At 63.1% G+C, this 22,277-nt stretch carries 27 protein-coding genes; 13 read left to right on the forward strand and 14 right to left on the reverse strand.

The window, feature by feature from the left end; genetic code table 11:
* Window positions 1-17 precede the first annotated feature (17 nt).
* Genes E3U23_RS12925 through E3U23_RS12950 form a run of 6 tightly spaced genes read left to right on the forward strand, consistent with a single transcriptional unit; the run spans window position 18 to window position 3,854 of the window.
* A complete protein-coding gene (locus E3U23_RS12925) occupies window positions 18-158 on the forward strand; it encodes a hypothetical protein (protein WP_279351695.1) in 141 nt (46 codons plus the stop codon).
* 32 nt (window positions 159-190) lie between these two features.
* Complete coding sequence (gene gpmA / locus E3U23_RS12930; RefSeq protein WP_279351696.1) at window positions 191-877, forward strand: 2,3-diphosphoglycerate-dependent phosphoglycerate mutase; 687 nt, start codon at window positions 191-193, stop codon at window positions 875-877.
* A gap of 2 nt (window positions 878-879) precedes the next feature.
* Window positions 880-1,362 (forward strand): 5-(carboxyamino)imidazole ribonucleotide mutase, encoded by a 483-nt coding sequence (gene purE, locus E3U23_RS12935; protein ID WP_279351697.1) that lies wholly within the window; start codon window positions 880-882, stop codon window positions 1,360-1,362.
* A gap of 7 nt (window positions 1,363-1,369) precedes the next feature.
* A complete protein-coding gene (locus E3U23_RS12940; RefSeq protein WP_279351698.1) occupies window positions 1,370-2,425 on the forward strand; it encodes a 5-(carboxyamino)imidazole ribonucleotide synthase in 1,056 nt (351 codons plus the stop codon).
* Entirely contained in the window at window positions 2,422-2,928 is a 507-nt protein-coding gene (locus tag E3U23_RS12945; protein WP_279351699.1) for a dihydrofolate reductase, read from the forward strand. The genes E3U23_RS12940 and E3U23_RS12945 overlap by 4 nt, the downstream gene beginning before the upstream one ends.
* Window positions 2,925-3,854 carry a bifunctional riboflavin kinase/FAD synthetase gene (locus E3U23_RS12950; protein ID WP_279351700.1) on the forward strand — a complete coding sequence of 310 codons (930 nt, stop codon included), beginning with the start codon at window positions 2,925-2,927 and terminating at the stop codon, window positions 3,852-3,854. The genes E3U23_RS12945 and E3U23_RS12950 overlap by 4 nt, the downstream gene beginning before the upstream one ends.
* Here E3U23_RS12950 and E3U23_RS12955 read toward each other — a convergent pair.
* Entirely contained in the window at window positions 3,851-4,216 is a 366-nt protein-coding gene (locus E3U23_RS12955; RefSeq protein WP_279351701.1) for an arsenate reductase, read from the reverse strand. The two genes, E3U23_RS12950 and E3U23_RS12955, sit on opposite strands and share 4 nt — an antisense overlap.
* 148 nt (window positions 4,217-4,364) lie before the next feature.
* Here E3U23_RS12955 and E3U23_RS12960 point away from each other — a divergent pair, with 148 nt between their 5' ends.
* Window positions 4,365-4,775 carry an energy transducer TonB gene (locus tag E3U23_RS12960; protein ID WP_279351702.1) on the forward strand — a complete coding sequence of 137 codons (411 nt, stop codon included), beginning with the start codon at window positions 4,365-4,367 and terminating at the stop codon, window positions 4,773-4,775.
* Window positions 4,776-4,853: 78 nt separating this feature from the next.
* Here E3U23_RS12960 and ruvC read toward each other — a convergent pair whose 3' ends face one another.
* Entirely contained in the window at window positions 4,854-5,324 is a 471-nt protein-coding gene (gene ruvC / locus E3U23_RS12965; RefSeq protein WP_279351703.1) for a crossover junction endodeoxyribonuclease RuvC, read from the reverse strand.
* A 16-nt stretch (window positions 5,325-5,340) separates the two neighbouring features.
* Window positions 5,341-6,087, reverse strand: a complete 747-nt coding sequence (locus E3U23_RS12970; RefSeq protein WP_279351740.1) for a YebC/PmpR family DNA-binding transcriptional regulator — start codon at window positions 6,085-6,087, stop codon at window positions 5,341-5,343.
* Window positions 6,088-6,139: 52 nt separating this feature from the next.
* Here E3U23_RS12970 and E3U23_RS12975 point away from each other — a divergent pair, with 52 nt between their 5' ends.
* The gene (locus tag E3U23_RS12975; protein WP_279351704.1) at window positions 6,140-6,922 is read left to right on the forward strand and encodes a CPBP family glutamic-type intramembrane protease; all 783 of its coding nucleotides are present in this window, start codon (window positions 6,140-6,142) and stop codon (window positions 6,920-6,922) included.
* Window positions 6,923-6,929: 7 nt separating this feature from the next.
* On the opposite strand, the gene E3U23_RS12980 is transcribed toward E3U23_RS12975, so the two are convergent.
* From E3U23_RS12980 to E3U23_RS12995, 4 genes are all read right to left on the reverse strand, one after another.
* Window positions 6,930-7,277: a heavy metal-binding domain-containing protein gene (locus tag E3U23_RS12980; protein WP_279351705.1), complete on the reverse strand. Its 348-nt coding sequence runs from the start codon at window positions 7,275-7,277 to the stop codon at window positions 6,930-6,932.
* Window positions 7,278-7,336: 59 nt separating this feature from the next.
* A complete protein-coding gene (locus E3U23_RS12985; RefSeq protein WP_431732689.1) occupies window positions 7,337-8,215 on the reverse strand; it encodes an SDR family oxidoreductase in 879 nt (292 codons plus the stop codon).
* Between the two features lie 110 nt (window positions 8,216-8,325).
* Window positions 8,326-8,559 (reverse strand): DUF2312 domain-containing protein, encoded by a 234-nt coding sequence (locus tag E3U23_RS12990; protein WP_279351706.1) that lies wholly within the window; start codon window positions 8,557-8,559, stop codon window positions 8,326-8,328.
* A gap of 84 nt (window positions 8,560-8,643) precedes the next feature.
* Window positions 8,644-8,958, reverse strand: a complete 315-nt coding sequence (locus E3U23_RS12995; RefSeq protein ID WP_279351707.1) for a DUF1244 domain-containing protein — start codon at window positions 8,956-8,958, stop codon at window positions 8,644-8,646.
* 50 nt (window positions 8,959-9,008) lie between these two features.
* Between E3U23_RS12995 and pyk the strand changes: the two genes are divergently transcribed.
* Window positions 9,009-10,493, forward strand: a complete 1,485-nt coding sequence (gene pyk, locus E3U23_RS13000; RefSeq protein ID WP_279351708.1) for a pyruvate kinase — start codon at window positions 9,009-9,011, stop codon at window positions 10,491-10,493.
* Between the two features lie 12 nt (window positions 10,494-10,505).
* Here the strand turns inward: pyk and nadB are convergent, their stop codons facing one another.
* Window positions 10,506-12,101, reverse strand: coding sequence for an L-aspartate oxidase (gene nadB, locus E3U23_RS13005; RefSeq protein ID WP_279351709.1), 1,596 nt, complete (start codon window positions 12,099-12,101; stop codon window positions 10,506-10,508).
* Window positions 12,102-12,444: 343 nt separating this feature from the next.
* The gene (locus E3U23_RS13010) at window positions 12,445-13,383 is read right to left on the reverse strand and encodes an ABC transporter ATP-binding protein (protein ID WP_279351710.1); all 939 of its coding nucleotides are present in this window, start codon (window positions 13,381-13,383) and stop codon (window positions 12,445-12,447) included.
* Between the two features lie 56 nt (window positions 13,384-13,439).
* Between E3U23_RS13010 and E3U23_RS13015 the strand changes: the two genes are divergently transcribed.
* The 4 genes from E3U23_RS13015 to E3U23_RS13030 are packed head-to-tail and all read left to right on the forward strand — an operon-like array spanning window position 13,440 to window position 16,194.
* Window positions 13,440-13,700 (forward strand): zinc-finger domain-containing protein, encoded by a 261-nt coding sequence (locus E3U23_RS13015; RefSeq protein WP_279351711.1) that lies wholly within the window; start codon window positions 13,440-13,442, stop codon window positions 13,698-13,700.
* A 39-nt stretch (window positions 13,701-13,739) separates the two neighbouring features.
* Window positions 13,740-15,167 carry a metalloprotease TldD gene (gene tldD, locus E3U23_RS13020; protein ID WP_279351712.1) on the forward strand — a complete coding sequence of 476 codons (1,428 nt, stop codon included), beginning with the start codon at window positions 13,740-13,742 and terminating at the stop codon, window positions 15,165-15,167.
* Window positions 15,168-15,220: 53 nt separating this feature from the next.
* Window positions 15,221-15,646, forward strand: a complete 426-nt coding sequence (locus E3U23_RS13025) for a hypothetical protein (RefSeq protein WP_279351713.1) — start codon at window positions 15,221-15,223, stop codon at window positions 15,644-15,646.
* Window positions 15,643-16,194: a DUF924 family protein gene (locus E3U23_RS13030; RefSeq protein ID WP_279351714.1), complete on the forward strand. Its 552-nt coding sequence runs from the start codon at window positions 15,643-15,645 to the stop codon at window positions 16,192-16,194. The genes E3U23_RS13025 and E3U23_RS13030 overlap by 4 nt, the downstream gene beginning before the upstream one ends.
* Here the strand turns inward: E3U23_RS13030 and E3U23_RS13035 are convergent.
* The 5 genes from E3U23_RS13035 to E3U23_RS13055 all read right to left on the reverse strand — a co-directional run bounded on the left by E3U23_RS13035 (window position 16,184) and on the right by E3U23_RS13055 (window position 22,245).
* Window positions 16,184-16,834 carry an endonuclease III domain-containing protein gene (locus E3U23_RS13035; RefSeq protein ID WP_279351715.1) on the reverse strand — a complete coding sequence of 217 codons (651 nt, stop codon included), beginning with the start codon at window positions 16,832-16,834 and terminating at the stop codon, window positions 16,184-16,186. The genes E3U23_RS13030 and E3U23_RS13035 overlap by 11 nt on opposite strands.
* Window positions 16,835-16,837: 3 nt before the next feature.
* Window positions 16,838-17,971 (reverse strand): alkene reductase, encoded by a 1,134-nt coding sequence (locus E3U23_RS13040; RefSeq protein ID WP_279351716.1) that lies wholly within the window; start codon window positions 17,969-17,971, stop codon window positions 16,838-16,840.
* A gap of 60 nt (window positions 17,972-18,031) precedes the next feature.
* Window positions 18,032-18,616, reverse strand: coding sequence for an endonuclease III domain-containing protein (locus E3U23_RS13045; protein WP_279351717.1), 585 nt, complete (start codon window positions 18,614-18,616; stop codon window positions 18,032-18,034).
* Window positions 18,617-18,780: 164 nt separating this feature from the next.
* Entirely contained in the window at window positions 18,781-20,355 is a 1,575-nt protein-coding gene (guaA, locus tag E3U23_RS13050) for a glutamine-hydrolyzing GMP synthase (RefSeq protein WP_279351718.1), read from the reverse strand.
* A 330-nt stretch (window positions 20,356-20,685) separates the two neighbouring features.
* On the reverse strand, window positions 20,686-22,245 hold the full coding sequence (locus tag E3U23_RS13055) for a class I adenylate-forming enzyme family protein (protein WP_279351719.1): 1,560 nt from the start codon (window positions 22,243-22,245) through the stop codon (window positions 20,686-20,688).
* Between the last annotated feature and the right edge of the window lie 32 nt (window positions 22,246-22,277).

Here is a 22,277-nt window from a genome sequence, read left to right on the forward strand (position 1 = left end):
CGCGAAAGCGGCATGCGATGAGCGACCCGAACGACAAGGCCAGCCGCGAAGAACGCCTCGCTGCCAAGCTGCGCGAGAATTTGCGGCGCCGCAAGGCGCAAAGCCGCGACCTGCGCGATTCGGATGGCGCACTTCCAAAACCGGACGCGGATCGCTAACCCCGCCCCTCCCTTCGCGAAACGGAGCCTGCATGACCAAACTGATCCTGATCCGCCATGGCCAGAGCGAATGGAATCTCGCCAACCGTTTCACCGGATGGTGGGATGTCGACGTGACCGAAAAAGGCGTCGAGGAAGCGAAGGAAGCGGGGCGGCTGCTGAAGGAAAAGGACGTCCTGCCCACCCTCGCCTTCACCAGCGTGCAGAAACGCGCGATCAAGACGATGAACATCGCGCTGGAAGAATGCGACCGGCTATGGATCCCCGTCCGCCGGGACTGGCACCTGAACGAGCGGCATTACGGCGGGCTCACGGGTCTCAACAAGCAGGAAACGCGCGACAAGCATGGGGACGAACAGGTGCACATCTGGCGCCGCAGCTACGACGTGCCGCCGCCGGAAATGGAAGCCGGCAACGCCTACGACATGACGGACGATCCGCGCTATGCCGGCATCGACATCCCGAACACCGAAAGCCTGAAGCTCACGATCGAGCGCGTGCTGCCCTATTGGGAACGCGAAATCCTGCCGGAAGTCGCCAAGGGCGAGACCGTGATAATCTCGGCTCATGGGAACAGCCTGCGCGCGCTGGTGAAGCATCTGTCGAACATCTCGGACGACGAGATCACCGGCCTCGAAATCCCCACCGGCCAGCCGATCGCATACGAGTTCGACGGCGCACAGGTCGCGGGCGAGCGCTACTACCTCAAGGATAGCTGAGCATGACCGCCGAAGTCGCCGTGGTGATGGGCAGCCAGTCCGACTGGCCGACCATGAAATGTGCCGCCGAAGTATTGGCGGAACTTGGCGTTGCGGCGGACGTGCGGATCGTCTCGGCCCATCGCACGCCAGACCGGATGTACGATTTCGCCCGCGCAGCCGGAGGCGAGGGTTTCAAGGTCATTATCGCCGGCGCAGGCGGCGCGGCGCACCTGCCCGGCATGATCGCGGCGCTGACGCATATCCCGGTGCTCGGCGTGCCGGTGCGATCGAAAGCGCTGTCGGGCGAGGACAGCCTGCTTTCCATCGTGCAGATGCCCGCAGGCGTGCCGGTGGGCACGCTGGCGATCGGCGAGGCGGGGGCCACAAATGCAGGCCTCCTCGCCGCCGCGATCATTGCGAATGAGGATAAGGCTTTGGCCGGTCGGCTGAAGGCATGGCGGCAGGCGCGCAGCGATGCCGTAGCGGACCGGCCGTCGGATTGAGTATACGGTGCTGAAACGCGGTTCCACCATCGGCGTTTTCGGCGGCGGCCAGCTCGGCCGGATGATGGCGGCTGCCGCTGCTCCGCTCGGCTATCGTTGCATCGGATACGCGCCGGAGGGCGACAACGTCGCCGCGCTGCTGTGCAGCGATTTCGTTACCGCCGAATGGGACGACGAAGCGGCCTTGGCGGATTTCGCAAGCCGGTGCGACGTCGTTACGTGGGAGTTCGAGAACGTCCCCGTCGCCACCGCCCGCGCCATCCCGCAAGGGGGTATCTTCCCGCCCCCGGCCGCGCTCGAAACCGCGCAGGACCGCTTGAATGAGAAGCGCTTCGTCGAGGTTCTGGGCGGGCGGACGGCACCCTATGTCCCGGTCGACAGCCGCGCCGATCTGGACGCGGCGCTCGATACAATCGGCCTCCCTGCTATCCTCAAGACCCGGCGCGACGGGTATGACGGCAAGGGCCAATGGCGCATCCATTCGGCTGATGACGCCGCGATAGACCTGCCCGCTGCGCCCACCATACTCGAAGGATTCGTCACGTTCGAGGCCGAGTTTTCGATCGTGCTGGTGCGAGGTCAGGACGGTGAGATGCGGGTATGGGATTCGACACGCAACATCCATGAAGACGGAGTCTTATCCGCCTCGCAATTTCCTGCCGGCCCGCAGATCGAGGCACAGGTGGACGAAGCGCGCGCGCTGGCGAAAAAGGTTGCGCAGAAACTCGGCTATGTCGGCGTGCTGACGCTCGAATTTTTCGCCACCGACGATGGTCCGGTGTTCAACGAGATGGCCCCCCGAGTCCACAATTCGGGCCATTGGACAATCGAGGGCGCGGCGACCAGCCAGTTTGAGAACCACATTCGCGCCGTTGCGGGTCTGCCGCTGGGCAATACGCGAACGGTCGCCAAAGCGGTCGAGATGCGCAACATCCTGGGGTCGGACATCGAAAGCGCCCATGCATTGCTCGATGACGGCGACACGCATCTGCACGATTACGGCAAGTCCGATATCCGCGAGGGACGCAAGATGGGCCACGTTACACGATTGGCGCGGCGATGAGCGTGTTCTGCATCTATGCCCGCGCGGCAAACGGCGCGATCGGGAAGAACGGCACCCTGCCCTGGCACCTGCCCGCCGATCTGAAGCGCTTCAAGCAGTTGACGATGGGACCGGACAATCAGGGTCTGCCGATGATCATGGGCCGCAAGACCTTCGAGAGCCTGCCCGGTCTCCTGCCCGGCCGTCGCCACATCGTCCTGACAAGGCGCGAACGATGGGATTCGCAAGGCGCGGAACATGTCCGCTCGGTCGAGGAGGCCTTGGCGAAAGCAGGCGACGGCGAGGTCGCGGTCATCGGTGGCGCGGCGATTTTCGACGTCTTCCTGCCCCATGCCGATCGGGTCGAACTCACGCAGATCCATGCCGATTTCGACGGGGACGTGTTCATGCCGCCGCTCGGGCCCGAATGGGACAATGCGGGGCAGGAGCATTTCGAAGCCGAGGGCGACCGCCCGGCCTATTCTTTCATTACCTATCGCCGGATGGGCGAGGTGTCGGCATGAGGTTCCTCGACCACCGCGAGCCCCTGCCCGAGCCGCTGCGCGGAGCGATCGTGGCGCTCGGGAATTTCGACGGGTTCCATCTCGGCCACCAGGCGGTCGCGCGCGAGGCGATCGACTGGGCCCATGCTGAGGGCCGCCCCTCGATCATCGCGACCTTCGATCCCCATCCGGTGCGCCATTTCCGCCCCGATGCCGAACCCTTCCGCCTCACGACACTGGAGCAGCGGCAGGAACTCTATCTGTCCGCTGGCGCCACCGCGATGCTGGTGTTTCACTTCGACGGCGATCTGGCGAACACGACGGCGGAGAGCTTCGTCGGCGACCTGCTCGGCGAGCGGCTCGGCGCGGCGGGGGTGGTGACGGGCGAGGATTTCACTTTCGGCAAGGGCCGTGGCGGCAATCGCGAAGTGCTGGAGATGCTGGGCCGCACGGCAGGGATCGAGACCCGCGCCGTGCCGCCGGTAATGGACGGCGGCGAGCCCGTCAGCTCCAGCCGGGTTCGCGACGCCTTGCGCAGCGGCGATCCCCAGGAAGCCGCGCGCCTCTTAACCCGCCCCTTCGCCATACGCGGCGTGGTGGAGCACGGCGACAAGCGCGGGCGGACCATCGGTTATCCCACCGCCAATCTCGCGCTGGAAAGCTATCTGCGCCCGAAATACGGCATCTACGCGGTGACGGGTCGCATCCTCGCGACCGGCGAAGAGTTGCAAGGCGCCGCAAATATCGGCGTGCGCCCGCAATTCGAACCGCCGAAGGAGTTGCTCGAACCCTATTTCTTCGACTTTTCCGGCGACTTGTACGGGCAGGAAATCGAAGTCGCCTTCCACCACTTCCTGCGCGGCGAAGCGAAGTTCGACAGCCTCGACGCGCTGACCGACCAGATGGAACGGGACTGTGCCGAGGCGCGGCGGATGTTGGCGGCCTAGCCCTTCGGGGCGAACACCTCGCCCCACCGGCCCTCGTCGAACCCGACCAGCACGGCGCCGTCATGCTCGACGACCGGCCGCTTGATGAGGCTCGGCTGCGCCTCCATCAAGGCGATGGCCTTCTCGCGATCGAGAGCAGCCTTCTGCGCATCGGACAACTTGCGAAACGTCGTCCCGCGCTTATTGAGCAAGGTCTCCCATCCCACCGCATCGTCCCAGATAGTTAGCCGCGCCTGCGCAGCGCCCTCTTTTTTGAAGTCGTGAAACATGTACGGGACCGCATTGGCGTCCAGCCATTTGCGCGCTTTTCGCACGCTGTCGCAATTGGGAATGCCGTAAATTTGGACCTTAGTCACTGTCATTCCTTATAGACTCTCCTGCGGCTTTCGGGAGTTGCACTGGAATGCGCAAACCAGAAAGCCGTGTCGGCTTTCGCATGCCATAGCAAGAAGCGGACTTTCAGTTAGCGACCCCATTGCGGACGCCATGGACTGCGGCCATGCTGCTCCGGTGAACTCTGCGAGTTTGATATTCTTGGCCTTATTTTTGGGCTTGGCTGCTTGCTCTCAAGGAAACGAGGAGGGGCGATCTGCCGAAAAGGAAGACCCTACTGGTATTGAAACGGGCAACGAGTTCGGCGGTGCAGAACCAATAAGCCCGCAAAGTTGGTTTGCGGGATTTAGGTATCCCGAAAATCATTACATTCCTCGCTCGGTTTTGGTCGCTTTTCAAATCAATGCCAATGGCCAAGCCATCAACTGCCAAGCACTAAAACCAATCGATATAAAACCAGTTTTTGAAAGTGAAGTCTGTGCGGTGATTGAAGATCGCGCCAGATTTGAGCCTGCCCGGGACAAGAGTGGTAAATCTCGAGCGACCGAAGCACGGGTCGTAATCCGATTTGAAACAGAAAGCGGATAAAGTCAGCTTTCCACCCCATAAACCGCCGCTCGACACCGGGATCATTCCCAAGAGGGCGGCTTACTAGGGAAATCCCCTTCACCCCTTCCCAAGATGTGCTGCCGTAATCGCAACCGCCAGCGCATCGGCCGCGTCCGCGCCGGTGATCTTTGCGCCTGGTAGCAGCACGGCAATCATGGCCTGAATCTGCCGCTTGTCCGCCGCCCCGGTGCCGACCACCGCTTTCTTGACCTCCCGGGCGGCATGTTCGCTTACCGGCAGGCTCGCCGCGCCGCAGGCGGCCAAGACAGCGCCGCGTGCCTGCGCCAGTTTGAGGGTCGATTGCGGGTTCTTGTTGACGAAAATTTCTTCCGCCGCCGCCCTATCGGGCCGATATTCCGCGATGACCTGCGAAACCGAAGCCTGAAGCGCCGCCAACCGCTCCGCCATCGGCGCGGCCGGCTTGGTGGGTATCTGCCCGTTGGCGATGTGCGAAAGGCGCGCGCCCTCTGACCGAACAATGCCCCACCCGGTGCAACTGAGCGAAGGATCGAGGCCGAGAATCAGCATGGGTCGCCCGTCGGGATCAGGCGTCCAACTTATTCATTACCTCATCCGGGATCTCGTAATTGCCCCACACGGTCTGCACATCGTCGTCGTCGTCGAGCGCATCGACCAGCTTCAGTAGCGTGCCGGCCGGGCCTTCCTCCATCTCGACGGTGACGTTCGGCTTCCACGCCAGCTTGACGTTCTCCGCTTCGCCGAGGCTCTTTTCGAGGTCGCTGGCGACTTGATGAAGATCATCCGCCGCGGTCCAGATGGTGTGGCCGTCTTCGCCGCTCTCGATGTCCTGCGCGCCCGCTTCCATCGCCGCTTCGAGAACTTTTTCCTCGTCGCCCGCGCTGGCCGGATATTCAATCAGACCGAGCCGCTCGAACCCATGAGCAACCGAACCTTCGGTCCCCATATTTCCGCCGTTCTTGCTGAACGCGGTGCGGACGTTGGTGGCGGTGCGGTTACGATTGTCCGTCAACGCCTCGACGATCAGGGCGACGCCGCCGGGGCCGTACCCCTCGTAGCGCACTTCTTCGTAATTCTCGTCGTCCCCGCCGCTCGCCTTGTCGATCGCGCGCTGGATATTGTCTTTCGGCATGGACTGCGCCTTGGCGTTGTTCACCGCCAGACGCAGGCGCGGGTTCATGTCGGGATCGGGCATGCCGCTACGCGCTGCCACGGTGATCTCGCGGCTGAGCTTGGAAAACAGGTTGGAGCGCTTCTTGTCCTGCGCGCCCTTGCGGTGCATGATGTTCTTGAACTTGGAATGGCCTGCCATGGGTTTCACTTCGATTTGGTGTGGTGGGTAAGTTGGGGCACGCATTAGCCGCATGACAGACATATCGACAAGCCTCGCGCATGCAGGCAGCCTGCGCGGCGAATGGCGCAGCTATTTCGCGTTCCTGCGCAGCCCGAAACTGCCGGCCGCACCGACCGGGTTCTCCGGCGCGGCGCTGAAGGACGTCTTTCGGCTGTATGCGCTGGATCTGTCGTTCATGGCGGTGCTGCTCGTCGTCGCGACGCTGGCGATTTCGGGCGGGACGGCCATTCCCAAAAACAGCGTCGCCGAGATGCCGTTCGGCCTGCAAACCGCGCTCGCCATCGTCCTGCTAGCGCCCGTGATCGAGGAAATTCTCTTCCGCAGCTGGCTATCGGGCAAGCCCGGCCACCTGTTTCTCATTCCGGTCCTGGCGATCGCCGCTCTTTTGGGTCCGGCGCTGGTGCAGTTCGTCGCGTATCAGATCCTCGCGGCGCAGGGCGGCGGTTCCCTACAGGCGCCCGTCGCCGTTGCCATCGTCGCGGCCTTCTTCATCGCGATCTACGCGGCGGGGCTTTATATGTGGCGGGGACGGCCACCGTATCGCTGGTTCGCGAAGCTGTTTCCGTTGTTCTACGCGATCAGCACCATCGGCTTCGCGTTTATTCACGTGTTCAACTTTCCCGAAGCGAGCGTGTGGGTCGTCCTGCCCTTCGTGCTGCCGCAATTGCTCGCAGGCTCGATCTTCGGGTTCGCCCGCGTGCGGTACGGTTTATGGTCCAGCATGCTGCTTCACGCGCTACACAACGGCACCTTCGTCGCCATCGTGTTCGTCGGTTTGCAGATGAGCAGCTGAGGCCGGGCTAGACTTTCACCGCGGTTCCGCTGGCGGACACCATCAGCATCGAGCCGGTATCCCCGATCACCTCGTAATCGAGATCGACACCGACCACCGCATTGCCCCCGCGCGACGCCGCCTCGGCCTGGAGTTCCTCGATCGCCTGCTCGCGCGCATCGCGCAGGATGCGCTCGTAACTGCCGGATCGCCCACCCACGATGTCGCGGATATTGGCAAACAGGTCGCGGAACAGGTTCGCGCCGACAATGACCTCGCCGGTGACGATGCCCAGATAATCCTGGATCGGCTTTCCTTCGATCGTCGGCGTCGTCGTCACGGTAACTCCGCGCGCATCCTTCCACGGTCCGGGCATGTTCGCTTCTCCTTCAGGCTGACTTTGCGTGTATTGCATAGGCAATACGGCGTGACGGATCAACCGCCAACCACGCTGCCGCCATTGGGATGGAGGACCTGACCCGACATGTACGAACTATCGTCGCAGGCGAGGAACAGGAATGACGGTGCGACCTCGTTCGGCTGGCCCGGGCGACCCATCGGTGAGCCCTTGCCGAAATCGTCGATCTTGTCCTTCGGCTGCCCGCCGAACGGGTTGAGCGGCGTCCAGATCGGGCCCGGTGCCACGCCGTTGACACGAATGCCGTCGTCCATGAGGTTCTGCGACAGCGAGCGCGTAAAAGCCGTTATCGCGCCCTTGGTCGAGCTGTAATCGAGCAGGATCGGCTGCCCTTCGTACATCGTGATGGACGTGCAGTTCACGATCGTGCTCCCGCGTTTCAGATGCGGGCGGGCGGCCTGCACCATGTAGAACATCGAATAGATGTTGGACTGGAAGGTGCGCTGCAATTGCTCGGGCGTGATATCGGTCACATCCTTGTCGGGGTGCTGCTCGCCGGCGATCTGGATCAGGCAATCGACCTGGCCGAAGCGGTCGATAGTCTTGGCGACCAGATCGTCGGCCACGGCCTTGTCGCCGAGATCGCCGGCAAAAGTGAAGGCTTCGGCGCCTTCCGCCTCGCATAGTTCCTTTGTCTTCGCCGCGTCGTCGTCTTCACTTAGATAGGCGATGGCGACCTTTGCGCCTTCTCGGGCGAACAGCACCGCTGTGGCGCGGCCGATGCCGCTATCTGCCCCGGTAACGATGGCGACCTTGCCCTTCATCCGGTTCGAGCCGGGATAGCGCGGCTGCCATTCGGGCTTGCGCTCCATCTCGCCTTCGTGGCCGGGCATGCGCGGCTCTTCCGAGATAGGTTCGATGAAGGTGGCGGTATCGGTTCTCGTGAGGTCGGACATGGATGGGGCTCCGCTGGAAAGGGTTCACCCCATCAGCGAAGCCCGAAGCGGAGCGTTCCGTTACTCGCCACGAACGCATCGCTATTCATCGCGAATTTTCGCGCACAAGATCACATACCCAGTGCGGCCTTATAGGTTTCGAGGATCGTTTCCTGCTCGCTCCGGTCGTCAGGCTTCATTTTCCGCAGGCGAATGATCTGGCGCATGATCTTGGTGTCGTACCCTGTCGCCTTGGCTTCGGCATAGACGTCGCGGATATCGTCGGCGATGCCCTTCTTCTCTTCCTCGAGGCGTTCGATGCGCTCAATCAATAGGCGCAGGCGGTCGTCGGTGGCTTCGGCCATCTGTCAGGTCTCTTTCGTTCAATCTGGAGAATCGGTGGGCCGCTCGTTAGCGGCGCTGAGGGCGCAGGTGAACCGGCCGTGGGTTCAATCCTGTGCGTTCTTGGCGACGCTAACCTTCATTCGCTCGAGCTGTTCCTCGGTCGCAGGGGTCTGGCGCGTCGCCTTCCATTCGTCTTGCGGCATGCCGTGAATGAGTTCGCGCGCCTGCGCTTTGTCGCCTTCGTAACCGGCATCGCGGATCCAGTCGGCGAGGCAATTGCGGCAGAAGCCCGACAGGCCCATGAGGTCGATGTTCTGGGCATCGTGGCGATGCTGCAAATGGCGCACCAAGCGGCGGAAGGCGTCCGCCGCTACCCGGTCGTCGAGGCCGTCCAGAGGGTCCTGTGTATTCGTAGTCATCGCCGTCCTTCGTATTTGAATTGTCGTGCGGCGGTGCCATAGCGCGGCGTATGGCTCAACCGTCCACCGTTTCGCTCGACCCACGCGGCCGCAAGGTCAAGATCCTCGCTACCGTGGGACCGGCCAGCCGCTCGCCCGAAATGCTCGAGCGGTTGTTCCGCGCCGGGGTCGACGCCTTCCGGGTCAATATGAGCCACGGCGAACATGCCAATCATGCCGAGACGATCAAGGCCATCCGCGACATGGAAGCGCGGTTCGGCCGCCCCATCGCGATCCTTGCCGATCTGCAGGGTCCGAAATTGCGGGTGGGCCAGTTCAAGGACGGCAAGGCGGTCATCCGCCATTCCGGGCATTTTACGCTCGACCGTAATCCCGAACCGGGGGACGAAACCCGCGTGCAATTGCCCCATCCCGAACTGTTCGGCCTGCTCGAAAAGGGCCAGCGCCTCCTGATCAACGACGGCAAGATCCGCCTGCGTGTCATTCGGGCGGACGAGAACGAAATCCTGTGCTCGGCCGAGGTCGGCGGCGTCATCTCGGACCGCAAGGGCGTGAACGTGCCGGATGCCGAAGTGCCAATTCCGGCGCTGACCGACAAGGACCGGCGCGACCTTTCCTTCGCAATCGATCAGGGTGTCGACTGGATCGGCCTTTCCTTCGTGCAGCGGCCGGAGGACATCGCGGAGGCGCGCAAACTGATGGGCGGCTACGGCTCGCTCTGCGCAAAGATCGAGAAACCGATGGCGGTGCGCCGGCTCGACGAGATCATCGAGCTTTCGGACGGAATCATGGTCGCGCGCGGCGATCTGGGTGTCGAGCTGGAACCGCAGGAAGTGCCGCCGCTACAGAAGCAGATCGTCAACAAAGCGCGCACCGCGGGCAAGCCGGTCATCGTAGCGACCCAGATGCTCGAGTCGATGATCGAAAGCCCGGCTCCCACGCGCGCCGAAGTCTCCGACGTTGCGAACGCGGTATACGACGGCGCCGATGCCGTTATGCTGTCGGCCGAAACCGCCGCGGGCGAATGGCCGGAAGAAGCGGTGACGATCATGCACCGCATTGCGCAGCAGGTGGAAGGCGATGAAGCCTATCTGGCGCGCGTCCGCTTCCTCGATACGCCGCCCGAACAGACCACCGCCGACGCCTTGAGCCATGCCTGCATGACCATCGCCGACACGGTGCGCATTTCCGCGATCACCGTCTTCACGGGCAGCGGTTCGACTGCCCGGCGCGTTGCCCGCGAACGACCGAGCGTCCCGATGCTGGTGCTCACCCCCTCGGTCAAGACGGCCCGCCGGCTCGCCTTGCTATGGGGCGCCCATGCAGTCGCCACCAAGGACATCGGCAGCTTCGAGGAAATGATCGCCAAGGGCAAACGCATGGCCCTGCGCCATGGCTTTGGCAGCGCGGGCAGCAAGGTGATCGCCCTGGCCGGGGTCCCCTTCGGCACGCCGGGCGCCACCAATCTGCTGCATGTGGTGACGATTACCGGCAACGAGCTCGACAATTACCAGGATGAGATCGACCGGGCTTGAACCCGTAGGATCTTACGGTACCAGCACCGTATCCTTCGCGATCGACGAGGTTTCCGGATAATCGAGCGTGAAGTGAAGGCCTCGGCTTTCGTCCCGCTTCAGGGCGCTACGCACGATCAGGTCCGCACATTCCAAGAGGTTGCGCAGCTCGATCAGGTCGGTCGTCACGCGGAAATGGCCGTAATAATCCTCGACTTCCTCGCGTAGCAGGCGGATGCGGTGGGCGGCGCGTTCCAGTCGCTTGGTCGTGCGCACGATGCCGACATAGTTCCACATGAACCGTCGGATCTCGGTCCAGTTCTGCTTGATGATCACCTCCTCGTCGGAATCGGTGACCCGGCTTTCGTCCCACGCCCTGATTTCGGGCGGCGCATCGAGCGTATCCCACCGTGCCAGAATGTCCTTCGCCGCCGCTTCGCCGAATACGAAGCATTCGAGCAAACTGTTGGAGGCGAGCCGGTTTGCGCCGTGCAGCCCGCTTTCGGTGCATTCGCCCGCCGCCCACAGCCCGGGCAGATCGGTCCGCGCGTCGAGCCCGATCTTCACCCCGCCGCACGTATAATGCTGAGCCGGGACGACCGGAATCGGCTCCTTCGTCATGTCGATCCCGAGGCCAAGCAGCTTTTCGTGAATGGTCGGGAAATGCTCCATCACGAATTCGGGTGATTGGTGACTGATGTCGAGATGCACGTAGTCGAGGCCGTAGCGCTTGATCTGGTCGTCGTTCGCACGCGCCACGATGTCGCGCGGGGCGAGTTCCATGCGGTCGGGATCGTAGCGCTCCATGTAGCGCTCGCTCGTCACCGGATTGCGCAGATGTCCGCCTTCGCCGCGCACCGCCTCGGTGATGAGGAAGTTCTTGACCTCGAGATTGTAGAGGCAGGTCGGGTGGAACTGCATCATTTCCATGTTGGAGACGCGCGCCCCGGCCCGCCACGCCATCGCGATCCCGTCGCCCGTCGCACCGCGCGGCGCGGTGCTGAACAGGTAGACCCGGCCTGCGCCGCCCGCCGCCAGCACCGTTGCCCGCGCCACATGGGCGACCACCTTGCCGCTCGCCTCGTCCAGCGCATAGGCACCCCAGACCCGCCCCGAACCGGAATAGTCCTGCTGGTTGCGCGCCGTGATCAGGTCGATACAGCTTTGCCCGGCCAGCAGCGTGATGTTCGGATTTTCCTCCGCCGCCTTCAATAGCGCGGCCTGCACGGCCCAGCCGGTCGCATCGTTCACATGCACGATCCGGCGATGCGAGTGCCCGCCTTCGCGGGTGAGGTGGAGGTCGCCGCCTTCGACCTTCTCGCGATTGAAGGGCACGCCCAATTCGCACAACCGGTCAATCGCGGCGGGTGCCTGTTCGATGACGAACTCTACTGTCTCGCGATCGTTCAGCCCGGCGCCGGCGATCATGGTATCACGGATGTGATTTTCGAACGTATCGCCTTCGTCCAGTACGGCCGCGATGCCACCCTGCGCCCATGCCGTCGAGCCGCTGTCGAGCGATCCCTTCGCCAGCACCAGCACGCGTTTTGTCTGCGCCAAAGCGAGCGCGGCGGTCAGGCCGGCGGCGCCGGATCCGATGATAAGCACGTCATGAGGGGTGTCGGTCATTCCCGCCCTCATGCCGTCACATTCGGGAGGCGGCAAGTATCCAACGGCTCGCCGAAATCATGCTTAACGAATGGTTAGCTTTTCGCCAGTAGACCGGCGGGGCAATGGACGGGAGTCTTACGGAATGAAATTGGGTCTAATTGCATGCGCCGTTGGGCGCCACCGCGTCGATATTGCCAATGTCCGGCATGCGCACAGCATCCATGTCGGAAAGTGCCGCTGCTGCCATGCGTCCCTGGAAGAGGTGACGCCGAATTCTTGGCGCAAGCTGCAGTTTCGCGACGCCGGTCTCGGCCCGCGCAGCTTCGGCTGAGCCGATAGAATGAGGTAAAGCCGGGGCGGCTTAACCCGCCCCGGTCAGCTGCACGAAAACGTCTTCCAGATCGGCCTCGCGCGTGGTGACGTCCTCGATCGCATAGCCGTGGCTTTGCACAAGCGACAGGACCTGCCCCGCGCTCGCCGCATCGCGATCGTAAGTGATGTCGAGCCGACGGGGCTCCACCACCTCGGCTTTCAAAAACGCCTCTTCCATGATCGGCCCGCCTAGGTCCTTGTCGACCGTGACGGAGACTATCTTCTCCCGCGCCATGCCGATCAATTCACGGGTCGGTTTGTTGGCGATCAGTTCACCGTGATTGATGATAGCGATGCGATCGCATAGCTGCTCCGCCTCTTCGAGATAGTGCGTCGTCAGCACCACCGTCACGCCCTCGGCGTTGAGTTCGCCGACCAGTTCCCAGAGCTGGCGCCGCAATTCGACATCGACCCCCGCGGTCGGCTCGTCGAGCACAAGGATCGGCGGCGAATGCACCATCGCCTTGGCGATGAGCAGCCGCCGCTTCATGCCGCCAGACAATGTGCGGGCATAGGCGTCGCGCTTGTCCGCCAGATGGACGGCGCCGAGCAACTCCTCGCTGCGCCTGTCTTTGGCAGATATACCATAGAACCCGCCCTGATTCTCCAGCACCTCGTAAGGTGTGAAGAAGGGATCGAAGACGATCTCCTGTGGGACGATGCCGATCGAACGCTTGGCGTTGCGCGGATGCCTGTCGATGTCGAAACCCCACACCTCCGCGCTGCCCGATGTCTTGCGCACCAATCCGGCAAGGATGTTGATGAGCGTGGATTTGCCCGCGCCGTTGGGGCCTAGCAAGCCGAACACGCCGCCCTGCGGCACGTCGAAACTCACGCCTTTCAGCGCCAGTTTGGACGGTTCGCCCGGTCCCGGCGGCGCGTATTCCTTGACGAGATCGGTGATGCGAATGGCGGATGGCGTGGTCATGACGCCCGACCTAGGCTCTTGAGCGGAAGGTTCAAACCCATTATCGGCTCGCCCTCATGAACGTGCCTCCTCCCGAAGTCGTGAAAGTCACCACCCGCCGCGTCTGGTGCGACGGGGCGACCGATATCCGCAGCGGCAAGCAATACCGCGCCGCCGCCCTGGGCCATCCGAAGGTCTATCTGGAGATCGACGGGCACGGTTATGTCGATTGCGGCTATTGCGACCGGCGCTTCGTGCTGGAAGGCGGCCCGGCGGACGGCGTCGATCAATCGATGCTGCGCGACATCAGTGAAGGCGGCGACCCGGGGCACCCCTAAACGCTCGCCAAGCGCAGGGCGGCTCCCTACATTGCGGGCATGACCGATATGCTCACCGACCCGCATGCCCTGATTTACGGACAAACGCTGGACCCTGCCGAAGCGAAATCGCTGACGCAGCGCCTGCTGTCGTCCTGCGACGATGGTGAACTCTACCTGCAATTCACCGCCAACGAAGCCTTCGTCTTCGATGACGGCCGGTTGAAGACAGCGGATTACAGCCGCGACTCGGGGTTCGGCCTGCGCGGCGTTTCGGGCGAGACGACCGGCTTCGCTCATGCCAACGAGATTAGCGCCGAGGCCATCGCACGCGCCGGCGAGACGCTGCAATTGCTAGACGCGACGAAGAACCCGCTCGCCGCCCCGCCCGAGCGGACCAATCGCCACCTTTACACCGATGCCTGCCCGCTCGACCTCGTGCCTTTTGCCGAAAAGGTCGGGCTGCTCGAAAAAATCGACGCGGTGGCCCGAGCGAAGGACCCGCGGGTGGCGCAGGTTTCCGCCAGCCTGCTCGCGAACTGGAGCGTGATCGAGATCGTGCGGCCCGACGGGCACATCGCACGCGACATCCGCCCGCTCGTGCGCCTCAATGTCAGTATCGTCGCCGAACAGAACGGCCGGCGCGAAATCGGCTCATTCGGTTTCGGCGGTCGCTATCTCTACGACCGGCTGTTCGACGAAGTAGCGTGGTTGCGCGCGATCGACGAATCGGTCCGGCAGGCGCTGGTTAATCTTGACAGCGTGGCGGCGCCCGCCGGCGAACAGACCGTATTGCTCGGCCCCGGCTGGCCCGGCGTGCTGCTGCACGAGGCGGTCGGCCACGGCCTCGAAGGCGATTTCAACCGCAAGGGCACCAGCGCCTTTTCGGGCCGCATCGGCGAGCGGGTGGCGGCCCCCGGGGTCACCGTGATCGACGATGGCAGCATCGCGGAACGGCGCGGCTCGCTTTCGATCGACGACGAGGGAACGCCAACCGGCCGCACCGTCCTGATCGAGGACGGTATTCTCAAAGGCTACATGCAGGATCGCCTGAACGCTCGGCTGATGGGCGTTGCGGCGACCGGCAATGGCCGCCGCCAGAGCTACCAGCATGCGCCCATGCCGCGCATGACGAACACCTTCATGGAAAGCGGGACGGACGATCCGGCGGAGCTTTTAAGCCGGGTCGACGACGGCATCTACGCCACCAGCTTCGGCGGCGGCCAGGTCGATATCGTCTCCGGCAAGTTCGTCTTCGCCTGTACCGAAGCCTACAAAGTCGAGAAGGGCAAAATCGTTGCCCCGATCAAGGGCGCGACGTTGATCGGCGACGGGCCGAGCGTACTTACCCGTGTGATCGGGATCGGCGACGACATGTCGCTCGACGAAGGCATCGGGGTGTGCGGCAAGGGTGGGCAGGGCGTCCCTGCAGGCGTCGGACAGCCGACGTTGTTGATCGACGGCATCACCGTGGGCGGTACGGGCTGATTCTCAGCAACCGTTCAGCGTGCTGCGCGTATTGAAGATGCAGGAGACTCGCCATGTTCAAGACACTCGCTTTCGCTGCCGCCACTCTAAGCCTCGCCGTATCCGCGCCGCTCGCCGCGCAGGACGATGCACCCGTCACGAAGGGCGAAGCGAAACTCGCCGAAATGCTCGAAGGCCGCGTCGCCGGAGAACCGAGCAACTGCATTCGGACTTTCGGCTCGCGCAACCTGCAGCAGATTGACGATACCGCTCTCGTCTACCGCGACGGGGACACGGTCTGGGTCAACTACACCAAATCGCCATCCTCGATCGACGACGATGACTATCTGGTGATCCGAAAGTTCACCAACTCGCAGCTATGTCGTACGGATCAGGTGACGACGCGCGACCGCTTCGGAAATTTCTTCAGCGGCGTCATCATTCTCGATGATTTCATTCCCTACAGGATGCCCGAACACGGAACTACCAACGCCGGGTGACCGCCGCATCCCGCCCTTGGGCGCGAGAGATACTGCGCGTCTGGTTTCACGAACTCGGAAGCGGCGATTGGTATGGCGGCGGCCCTGAGGTCGACGCACTTCTTCGCCGCCGGTTCGCGAAGGATCTCGCACGATTGGGCAATCGCCCTGCCTGCGAGTTTCTGACGGAACCGAAAACGGCCCTCGCGGCCGTGCTGTTGTTCGACCAAATTCCGCGCAACCTCTACCGCGACGATACGCGCGCCTATGCCTACGACCCTCTCGCGCTTGCGATCTGCCATGGCATCCTGCGCGCCGGCTGGCTGCCGCGTTTCGATCGGGACGAACGGCAATTCGCGTTGATGCCGTTGATGCATAGCGAGGATATCGTCGATCAGCGCTTGGCCGTGTCGCTCTTCGCAAAATACGCGCCCGCCGCCTCCCCCTTCGCCCGCTCCCACTACAAGATGATCGCGCGGTTCGGGCGCTTCCCGCATCGCAACGCTGTGCTGGGCCGGACATCCAGCGAGGAGGAAAAACGCGCGATCGCTGCCGGGTTCAGTTGGTGAGCGCGGCGTAATACTCGCACAAATCATTGATTGGACACGCGCCGCATTTGGGCGACCGAGCAACGCAGATGCGCTTGCCGAACTGGATCAGCCAGAAATGCCCATCGCGCATCGCCCATTCGGGTGAACGCTCTTCAAGCTGCTGCGCCGTCTTGTCGGCTGTTTTTGCTTCGGTCAGCCCCACGCGATTGCATACGCGATGGACATGGGTGTCCACCGCAATCACGTCTTTGCCGAAAGTAAAGCTCAGCACGATGTCGGCGCATTTGCGTCCGATTCCTGGCAGGCTTAGCAATCCCTCGCGTGTGTCCGGCACGATCCCGCCATGGCGTTCGAGCAGGGCGGAGCAGAAGGCGCGGATGTTGCGCGTCTTCATATTGTAGAGCCCACATGGTTTTATTGCCGCTGCAATCGCTTCGTCGTCCAGGGCGAGGATATCCTCGGGCGTGGTCGCAAGTGCGAAAAGTTGATCGGCTGCCTTGGCCGTATTGCGGTCGAGGGACTGGGCCGAAAGCATGCAGGATATGCACGAGCGAAAGGCGCTAGGTTGACCTTTTGGCCCCTTGGCGCCCTTCGTCCGGCCCGGCATGGCATCGGCCAGCCGGCGATACACCTCACCGACCGCGGCTTCGTCCAGCACCGGTCAGGCCGGTAACGGATCGTCGACCTTTTCGAGGCTCGGATAGTCCGTGTAGCCCTCGGCATCGCCGCCGTAGAACGTGTCCTCATCTGGTTCGTTATACGGTCCGTCCTGCGCGATGCGTGTCGGCAGATCGGGATTGGCAAGGAACAGCCGTCCGAAGGTGACGGCATCGGCATGGCCGTCCGAAATCCATTTTGCCGCTTCGTCCGGCTGAAAATTGCCGTTGGCGATGAACGGCCCGTCGAACGCGGCCCGCATATCGTGCACGATTCGGTCCCCACCTTCGTCCTTGCCGTCGCCGGTGTGCGAATTGGGCCGTACCACGTGAAGATAGGCAAGGCCGCGCCCTGCCAGCGCCTTGGCGGCTGCCGGATAGGTTTCCCCGGGATTGGCATCTTCCGTACCGCCCGGCCCGCCCTGCGGCGACAGACGTACGCCGACGCGGTTTGCGGGAAGCACTTCGCACACCGTATCCACGATCTCGCACATCAGTCGCAGCCGATTGTCGAGGCTTCCGCCATACTCGTCGTCTCGGTCGTTGGTGGCGGAACGGATGAACTGGTCGACAAGATAATTGTTGGCGCAGTGAATCTCCACACCGTCGAAACCGGCGGCGGCGGCGCACTTCGCGGCATGGCGAAATTCGTCGAGCAAGCCCGGAATTTCGTCGGTGCGCAAAGCGCGCGCTTCCTCGAACGGAACCTGTGGGCCGTCCTCGTGCCGGTCGCCGACGAACGCTTCGCCTTCGGGCGTCCATGCGCTGGCCGAAACGGGCTTCCCGCCGTCCGGCTGGAACACCGGGTGGCTGATCGCGCCGACGTGCCAGAGCTGGCAGAATATCCGGCCCCCGGCATTATGGACGGCATCGGTCACCGGTTTCCAGCTTTCCACCTGCGCATCGGTAAAGATTCCCGGCGTCCAGGCATAACCCTGCCCTTGCTGGCTGATCTGCGTCGCCTCGCCGACGATCAGCCCTGCGCCTGCCCGCTGGGCATAGTACAGGGCATGGAGACCCGTTTGCTCGTTGGTTTTCGCTTCCGACCGGCTACGCGTAAGAGGTGCCATGAAGATACGGTTCGGTGCTTCGAAGGCGCCGATGGTTATCGGGTCGAACAGGGGGGCATTGCTGGGCATGGAAACTCCGTTGTCTGGTTTGGCAATCAAACGGATCATGCGCGTGCGCCGTTCCTTCTATCAGGCAGATTCCCGCGCCCGGCCGGTTTCGCACATGGCCAGCGCAGGGCAGTTCCGGCAATCGGGCGAGGAAGGCCGGCACCATGTCTGGCCGAGCTTTTTCATCAGCAGGTGGTGTTCGTCGTAATCGGCGGCCGACCATTCTTCGGGCATGGCGGGCATGATCGCATCGAACGCCCGCGCCGTCGTCGCCTTCGGCGGGACGAGCCCCATACGCTGGAGAATACGGGTGTGATGCGAATCGAGAACAATGGCGCGCCGGTCGAGCGTACTGGCGTTCATTACGCCCGCCGCGATTTTGCGCCCGATGCCGGGAAGCTGCTCGAGCCAGTCCATCGCCTCGGCCGTTTCAAGTCCCGCAAGATGCGACAGGTCGACAGCACCACGCTTCTCGATCAGCGCGGTTAGGCTGGCCTTCAAGCGCTCGGCGGCGACGTTGGGATAGGTCTGGGTTAAAAGCGCGTCCTCCAATTCGATAAGAGGCGCCCTCGCAACCGCTTCCCACGACCCATAGCGTTTCAACAGGCGATCGGTCGCTGCATTGGAAACGGGCGACTTCGTGCGCGCGCCGATGACGCCCTGCACCAGTACCCACTCCGGCTGCCGCCACGATGCCGCCGCCCTCTCGATCCGCCCGAACCGCTGGATCAGCAGCGCCTGCAGCCGGCGCAGGATGTCCGTACGACGGTCGTCGCCAAGGGGAAGCTGGGAGCTCAGACCGTTTCCTCAGATTAAGAGCGGAGCTTCCCTTACTCCCACTCGATCGTGCCGGGGGGCTTGCTGGTATAGTCGTAGACCACGCGGTTGATGCCCTTCACCTCGTTGATGATGCGGGTCGATACCCGGCTCAGGAACTCGCTCGGGAAGGGATAAACGTCTGCAGTCATACCGTCGGTGCTGGTGACGGCGCGTAAGGCGCAAACGCTGTCGTAGGTGCGCCCGTCGCCCATTACGCCGACCGTCTTGACCGGGAGCAGCACGGCAAAGGCCTGCCAAATCGCCTCGTAGAGACCGGCGGCGCGAATTTCCTCGAGATAGATCGCGTCGGCCTTGCGCAGGATGTCGCACCGCTCCTTGGTCACTTCGCCTGGAATGCGGATCGCGAGGCCCGGGCCGGGGAAGGGATGCCGGCCGACGAAGATGTCCGGTAGACCGAGCTCGCGGCCCAGATCCCGCACCTCGTCCTTGAACAGTTCGCGTAAAGGCTCGACCAAAGTCATGTTCATGCGTTCGGGCAAACCGCCGACATTGTGGTGGCTCTTGATCGTGACGCTCGGCCCGCCGGTGAAGCTGACGCTCTCGATCACGTCGGGATAGAGCGTGCCTTGCGCGAGAAAGTCCGCCCCACCGATCTTTCGCGCCTCCTCCTCGAACAAGTCGATGAAGGCGCCCCCAATGAACTTGCGCTTCTTTTCGGGATCGGTTTCGCCTGCCAGTCCGGTGAGGAACTTCTCCTCTGCGTCCACATGGACGAGTGGGATGTTGTAATGCCCCTTGAACAGCGAGACGACCTGCTCCGCCTCGCCCTGCCGCATCAAGCCGTGATCGACGAATACGCAGGTCAGCTGGTCGCCGATCGCTTCGTGAATGAGTACGGCGGCCACCGCGCTGTCGACCCCGCCGGACAAGCCGCAAATGACCTTGCCGTCACCTACCTGCTCGCGAATTTCGGCAATCTTCGTTTCGCGGAACTCCGCCATCGTCCAGTCACCGGCGAGCCCGCATAAGTGCCGCGCGAAATTGGCGATGAGCTTCGCACCGTCGGGCGTGTGGACGACCTCGGGGTGGAACTGGATGCCGTAATATTTGCGCGCTTCATCAGCGATCACGGCAAAGGGAGCCCCGTCGCTGGTGGCAACGATCTCGAACCCGTCGGCAAAACGGGTGACCTTGTCGCCATGGCTCATCCAGACCTGGTGGCGCTCGCCCTCGTTCCAGAGCCCATCGAACAGAGCGCAAGGTTTGGTTACGGTCAAAAAGGCGCGCCCGAACTCGCCGCCCTCTCCCGTTTCGTGACCGGGCCGAACTTCGCCGCCCAACTGGTGCGTCATGACCTGCTGACCGTAGCAGATGCCCAGGATCGGCAGACCGCTATCGAACAGGCATTGCGGCGCACGAGGAGACCCTTCTTCAGGCACGCTGGCGGGCGATCCCGACAGGATGATCCCCTTGGGTTGCATGCGCTTGAACGCGTCCTCGGCCATCGTGAACGGTGCGATTTCGGAATAGACCCCGGCTTCGCGTACCCTGCGAGCGATAAGCTGGGTAACCTGGCTGCCGAAATCGACGATCAGGATGGAATCGGGGATGTGCTCTTGGTCCATGGCGCGCGGTTACGGTCACGTTACCGGCAAGTCCAGCGGTGGCGATAACCGCTTGGTCAGCCGTTGCGCTTTTCTCAACATCTCCTGATGTTTTCGCACTTTATTGCGGAGGCGTGCAATATTATTTCGGCTTCACAAGATCGCTGCCATGACCAGCGACCGGTTGCCGGCCCACGCTTCCTATCGCGTCCGTCGGCAATCGTCAGCCTCGCGACATATGGTGCGATCTTCCCGCGCACTTTCGCAAAGGCGTCAGGCAGCGAGTAGAGACGCGGCCGTCGACAACCTCTCCCCCCTCCCCCGAGTGTCGGCGCCGCGTCTCGAACGCTGCTATTCCGGCAATCCGCGCCGCTCTGCATCTTCGCGCAATTCCGTCTTCAGCAACTTGCCGATATGGCTGCGCGGCATTTCGGTGATCGCATGAAGCTGCGCGAGGCGCTGCGTCTTGCCGAGACCGGCATTCACCTCCTTCAAGATCGTGTCGGAATCGGGCGCGTCGCCTGCTAGCGTAACGAAGCCGACCGGAGTCTCGCCCCATTTGCGCGATGGCACGCCGATCACCGCCGCCTCGCGCACACCGGGCCGCGCGAGAAGCGCATTTTCCAGATCGACCGGATAGATGTTGAACCCGCCAGAGATGATCATGTCCTTCGCGCGGCCCACCAGTTCGACGAAGCCGTCCTCGTCGACCCGGCCGATATCGCCCATGCGCTGCCATATCTCGCCGCTCGCGGGATCGGTCCACAATCCCTCGCGCGTCTGGTCGGGTCGGTTGCGATAGCCCATCATCATCGTCTGGCTGCGACCGACGAGGTTACCCGGCGTTCCGGGCGGGACTTCGCGATCCTCGTCGTCCAGAACCTTCAATTCGCTGCCGGGACCGGGCCTGCCGACGGTATGCAGCTTGTCGGGAAACTTGTGCGCTTCGAGCAGACAGACGACGCCACCTTCGGTCATCGAGTAGATTTCAACCAGCGCGCCCGGCATGCGGTCGAGCACCTCGCGCTTCAATTCGGCGGAGAAGGGCGCGGAAGTGCAATATTTCAATTGCAGGGCCGACAGGTCGAATTCGCCGAAACGCGGTTCGTCCATCAGGCGCTGATATTGCACGGGCACGAGCATGGTGACCGTCGTCCGGTCGCCCTGCGCATTCTCAAGCCACTTCAGGGTGTCGAACTTGCCCACGATCCGTACCGTCCCACCGGCCAGCAGCGGCGCTAGGAACGCGACCATGGTGGTATTCGAATAAAGTGGGGTAGATGCGAGCGCGCGGACCTCCATGCCCTTGTCCAGCCACGATGCCGCGGTCGAGGCGAATTGCCGCCAGCGCATCCGGTGCGATTGGACGATGCCTTTCGGCGTGCCGGTGGTGCCGGACGAATAGATGATGTTGAACGGCTCGTCCGGTTCGCCCGGCGGCATGTCCAGTTCGGGACGGGAGCGTGCGGACATCCAGTCATCGAGATCCTCGTCCAGCACGATCCGCTCAAGATCCGGGAAGGAACTGTCTCCGAGTTCGGCCAGTTTCGCACGGTCGACAAAGATGTGCCGCGCACCGGAGTCCTTCGCCATCGCCGCGAGCTGTTCGGCGCTCGCGCTGGTCGTCAGCGGTGCGGCGACCCCGCCGGCACGAACCGCGGCGAGGAAAACCAGCGCATAATTTGTGGACGAAGCGCCGAGGATCGCCACCGCCTGACCGCGCTCCAGCCCGGTTTCGAGAAGACGCGCCGCGATCCGATCGATCCGGTCCAGCATGTCGCCCCACACGATCGCACCATGCTCGTCGATCAAAGCCGGTTTGTCGGGCTGCGCCGCCGCCCACCGTCGCAAAACCTCGAAATACGAGCCGAAGGGTTGCGCAAGGTCGTCGGCGGTGGGTGCTGCTGTCATGCCGCCAGCCTACCCAAACGCTGCGTCCTGTC

Origin of the sequence: Erythrobacter litoralis (genome assembly GCF_029760855.1) — a bacterium.
GTDB classification, from domain to species: domain Bacteria; phylum Pseudomonadota; class Alphaproteobacteria; order Sphingomonadales; family Sphingomonadaceae; genus Qipengyuania; species Qipengyuania litoralis_A.

Coding starts and splice junctions, on each gene's coding strand:
- E3U23_RS12925 (WP_279351695.1), top strand. CDS start 18: ATGAGCGACCCGAACGACAAGGCCAGCCGCGAAGAACGCCTCGCTGCC.
- gpmA (WP_279351696.1), top strand. CDS start 191: ATGACCAAACTGATCCTGATCCGCCATGGCCAGAGCGAATGGAATCTC.
- purE (WP_279351697.1), top strand. CDS start 880: ATGACCGCCGAAGTCGCCGTGGTGATGGGCAGCCAGTCCGACTGGCCG.
- E3U23_RS12945 (WP_279351699.1), top strand. CDS start 2,422: ATGAGCGTGTTCTGCATCTATGCCCGCGCGGCAAACGGCGCGATCGGG.
- E3U23_RS12950 (WP_279351700.1), top strand. CDS start 2,925: ATGAGGTTCCTCGACCACCGCGAGCCCCTGCCCGAGCCGCTGCGCGGA.
- E3U23_RS12955 (WP_279351701.1), bottom strand. CDS start 4,216: ATGACAGTGACTAAGGTCCAAATTTACGGCATTCCCAATTGCGACAGC.
- ruvC (WP_279351703.1), bottom strand. CDS start 5,324: ATGCTGATTCTCGGCCTCGATCCTTCGCTCAGTTGCACCGGGTGGGGC.
- E3U23_RS12970 (WP_279351740.1), bottom strand. CDS start 6,087: ATGGCAGGCCATTCCAAGTTCAAGAACATCATGCACCGCAAGGGCGCG.
- E3U23_RS12975 (WP_279351704.1), top strand. CDS start 6,140: ATGACAGACATATCGACAAGCCTCGCGCATGCAGGCAGCCTGCGCGGC.
- E3U23_RS12980 (WP_279351705.1), bottom strand. CDS start 7,277: ATGCCCGGACCGTGGAAGGATGCGCGCGGAGTTACCGTGACGACGACG.
- E3U23_RS12985 (WP_431732689.1), bottom strand. CDS start 8,215: ATGTCCGACCTCACGAGAACCGATACCGCCACCTTCATCGAACCTATC.
- E3U23_RS12990 (WP_279351706.1), bottom strand. CDS start 8,559: ATGGCCGAAGCCACCGACGACCGCCTGCGCCTATTGATTGAGCGCATC.
- E3U23_RS12995 (WP_279351707.1), bottom strand. CDS start 8,958: ATGACTACGAATACACAGGACCCTCTGGACGGCCTCGACGACCGGGTA.
- pyk (WP_279351708.1), top strand. CDS start 9,009: ATGGCTCAACCGTCCACCGTTTCGCTCGACCCACGCGGCCGCAAGGTC.
- nadB (WP_279351709.1), bottom strand. CDS start 12,101: ATGACCGACACCCCTCATGACGTGCTTATCATCGGATCCGGCGCCGCC.
- E3U23_RS13010 (WP_279351710.1), bottom strand. CDS start 13,383: ATGACCACGCCATCCGCCATTCGCATCACCGATCTCGTCAAGGAATAC.
- E3U23_RS13015 (WP_279351711.1), top strand. CDS start 13,440: ATGAACGTGCCTCCTCCCGAAGTCGTGAAAGTCACCACCCGCCGCGTC.
- tldD (WP_279351712.1), top strand. CDS start 13,740: ATGACCGATATGCTCACCGACCCGCATGCCCTGATTTACGGACAAACG.
- E3U23_RS13025 (WP_279351713.1), top strand. CDS start 15,221: ATGTTCAAGACACTCGCTTTCGCTGCCGCCACTCTAAGCCTCGCCGTA.
- E3U23_RS13040 (WP_279351716.1), bottom strand. CDS start 17,971: ATGCCCAGCAATGCCCCCCTGTTCGACCCGATAACCATCGGCGCCTTC.
- guaA (WP_279351718.1), bottom strand. CDS start 20,355: ATGGACCAAGAGCACATCCCCGATTCCATCCTGATCGTCGATTTCGGC.
- E3U23_RS13055 (WP_279351719.1), bottom strand. CDS start 22,245: ATGACAGCAGCACCCACCGCCGACGACCTTGCGCAACCCTTCGGCTCG.